Genomic DNA, 3174 nt, shown 5'->3' with positions numbered 1-3174 from the left:
CGTCCAAGCCGACGCCGCTTCGCGGCGCGGCTTAACTCAGGTGTTAGCGCCCGCAGTGAGGGCGTAGGTTTTCGGCGTTCGGTTCCGGCGCCCCGTCGCTCGTCGTTTTCGTCCCACTACTGTCGCAAGCGCGTTGCCGTGCAGCGTCGCGCGTGCCCGGACCGTTCGCCGGCTTCACGCACCGTGCCGCGCTGGGCAAAGCGCACAGTCCAACCCTTCGCAGCGCGGCAACCTGCCCGGCTGCAGCTCGGCGGTTGCAGCACGCGCTCTGCTGTTACTGAACCGGCTTGCCGCCCTGCTTGCGCAGCGCGGCCCGGTTGGCCGTCCTCTGTCGCGCTCGTCGGTGCGTCGCTCGCGGGCTGCTGCCGTTCCGGCCGCGTCGTGGCATCCTCGCAGCCGTAAGTCTTTCGCGGCGTCTGTCCCAACCGGGCCGGGCGCTAACTAGTCGTTCAAGCCGACGCCGCTTCGTTCCGGCTTTGCAGTGGCAGGTAGAGCTTGCCACTGCAAAGCCTCCACTACGCGTCGCGGCTTAACTCCGGTGTTAGCGCCCGCAGTGAGCGCGTAGGTTTTCGGCGCTTGGTTCCGGCGCCTCGTCATTCGCGGTTGGGCGCCGCGAGCGTCGCAAGCGAGTGGTCGTGCATCTTCGCGCGGGCCCGGACAGGTCGCTGGCTCCACGCAGCGTGCCGCGCCGGGCAAAGCGCACAGCCCAAGCTACCTGCAGCGCGGCACCCTGCCCGGCGACATCTCGGCGGTTGTGGCACGTGCCTCTCCCTCACTGAACCGGTCTGCCGCCCTGCTTGCGCAGCGCGGCCCGGCTGGTCGTCCACTGTCGCGCTCGTCGGTGCCAAGGTCCCGGGCTGCTGCCGTTCCGGGCGGGTCGTGGCATCCTCGCGCCTGAAAGTCTTTCGCGGCGTCTGTCCCAATCCGGGCGGGCGCTAACTAGTCGTTCAAGCCGACGCCGCTTCGTTCCGGCTTTGCAGTGGCAGGTAGAGCTTGCCACTGCAAAGCCTCCACTACGCGTCGCGGCTTAACTCCGGTGTTAGGCATCACTGGTGTGTCGGTGGTTTGCAGCCAACGACCGCGCCTGCTGCTCTGCGGCTTCGGCAACTTTTCGAGCAACTTCGGCCACGTCTGGTGGCGCCCTGCTCTACCGGTGGGCTTGCGTCGCAACTGGGTGTTCCGGCGGGCCTCTCGAGGCGCCCCCTTTTCTGTCGCTTCCTGTCCTGGCTTCGGGGAGTTTTTCGAAGCGCCTCGCGTGGCCGGTGGGCGGCATCGCATCTGTGTTGTCCGGCAGACTCTTTCGGGGCGCGCCGGTTTGCACCCGCTTCTTCCACCAGGTGCTGCGGGGCGGTATCGTCGCGCCTAACAGTTCGTCCAAGCCGACGCCGCTTCGTTCCGGCAAAAAGCTGGCAGAGAAAGCCTGCCAGCTTTTCACCTCCACTACGCGTCGCGGCTTAACTCAGGTGTTAGGCCTCGGTCGGTTGTCGTAATCGCGGTGTCGCGTCGTCCAGTTAGTCGCTTCGTCGTGCTCGCCGCTTCAACAGCTTGCTCCGGCATGCAACTCGCCGCGCTCGCTATGCCGCTCCCGTTTCTCGCCCATCCGCTTGGCGCGTCGTCTGCACTCGTTTCACGCGCTCGCGGCTTCCCAACCAGTTCCCGGGCTTACGGCTGGAATGCGCCTCGGCTTCGGGTGCTGCCCAAAAGCCGGCCGGCAAACGTCCAGGCTCCAGATCGCGGCTCCCGCTTCGTTCACCATCTCGCGCCCGGTTGCCGCCCGCGTTCGGCCGGTTCAAGCTTGGCCTAACAATTCGTCCAAGCCGACGCCGCTTCGCGGCGCGGCTTAACTCAGGTGTTAGGGCGCATGGAAAGTTCTCCGCAGGTGTCGGAAGAGGAATCGTGGCACCTCGCCTATAGCGTCTTCATATTTACAGTGCAGGCGCTGGCGAGCCCGGCCCAAGAAGCGTGTGAGGCAATGGGCAGCTACAACACGGCGTGGGAACTGAAAGACGACGCCATGGCCGGCAGCTATCTACTTGGCCACGGCCGGCTGTCTCCGGAGCAGGAAATGTCCGTCCGGCACCTCCTTGATAAGCTCAGCGCTGTCCCGGTCAACGATCTACCGGGCGGTGCCGGCTTGGCCCCAAACCTCACGGCCATGCGCCATCCATCATGGGAGCCTGTTCGTGCGGCAGCGGCCGCGCTGCTGGCTGTACTTGCACCCGTCACCGAATCAAGTCGCGCGTATTTGGAGTCGCTCGGCAATGCGCCCTAACAATTCGTCCAAGCCGACGCCGCTTCGCGGCGCGGCTTAACTCAGGTGTTAGGCCCCACGGTGAAACACCTCGCCAAGCGCGTAAGAGCTTCGCTGTTACCGCTGCGCTCTCCGCTGTAACGCCTCGCGGGCTTCACTGGCCGCGGTAGTCGCCGGCCCCGCCTTGACCGTCTTGCTCCGTCAGGCGAGCATCCCGTTACCGGCTCCGAAATGGGAGCTAATCGGTGTTAGGCCCCGTATTGCGGGTTCAGGGCGTCGTGCGCGGGTTGAGACCGGTCTGCACCGTGCAATTCCAGTCCGGCTTCGTTGCCGCGACCTCGCTGCCGCACGCACTCCCCGCCTTCGGCTACGGCGGATGCTTCGGCATCACATCCCGAACGAGTCGCGGCAAACGCTTCGGGTTACTGGACCTCTCGGCCGTGCTGGCTCATGCGGTCTCACCTGCCGTAGCATCCGTGGCAGGTGTTGGCTCTTCCTTGTGCGGTACCTCGCCATGGCCGGGGCCTAACAATTCGTCCAAGCCGACGCCGCTTCGCGGCGCGGCTTAACTCAGGTGTTAGGCCTCATGGACTGGATCGATCGACTGGACGAGGAGGGCTGGAACGTCGTCATCGACGAGCTCGTCTGGCACCTTTCCGAGGGGCGTTCGCCAGTCGTAGTCAGGAAAGTGCTGTCGCCTCTAACCGGCGTAGAGTTCAGCTTTGAACTGGCGCCGCCGGCATTCTTTCCGGTGCGGAAGAATTTGTTTGAAGAACATTGGGCATCTGCCGTAGAAATCGCCTCTAGGTTTCCGGAGCTCGTACATGTGCAGTTTCAAGCTGAGGCCTAACAATTCGTCCAAGCCGACGCCGCTTCGCGGCGCGGCTTAACTCAGGTGTTAGCGCCCGCAGTGAGGGCGTAGG

At 64.9% G+C, this 3174-nt stretch carries 2 protein-coding genes; both read left to right on the top strand.

The window, feature by feature from the left end; translation table 11 throughout:
- Nucleotides 1-1861 precede the first annotated feature (1861 nt).
- On the top strand, nucleotides 1862-2272 hold the full coding sequence (locus tag ACY35P_RS15190; RefSeq protein WP_462116676.1) for a hypothetical protein: 411 nt from the start codon (nucleotides 1862-1864) through the stop codon (nucleotides 2270-2272).
- A 565-nt stretch (nucleotides 2273-2837) separates the two neighbouring features.
- The gene (locus ACY35P_RS15185; protein WP_462116675.1) at nucleotides 2838-3101 is read left to right on the top strand and encodes a hypothetical protein; all 264 of its coding nucleotides are present in this window, start codon (nucleotides 2838-2840) and stop codon (nucleotides 3099-3101) included.
- Nucleotides 3102-3174 lie beyond the last annotated feature (73 nt).

Source organism: Lysobacter xanthus, from assembly GCF_047159895.1.
This window is presented reverse-complemented; position numbering and strand designations above follow the sequence as displayed.

Excerpts from the sequence above, each read along its gene's own strand:
- ACY35P_RS15185 (WP_462116675.1), top strand. The coding sequence starts at position 2,838 with ATGGACTGGATCGATCGACTGGACGAGGAGGGCTGGAACGTCGTCATC.
- ACY35P_RS15190 (WP_462116676.1), top strand. The coding sequence starts at position 1,862 with ATGGAAAGTTCTCCGCAGGTGTCGGAAGAGGAATCGTGGCACCTCGCC.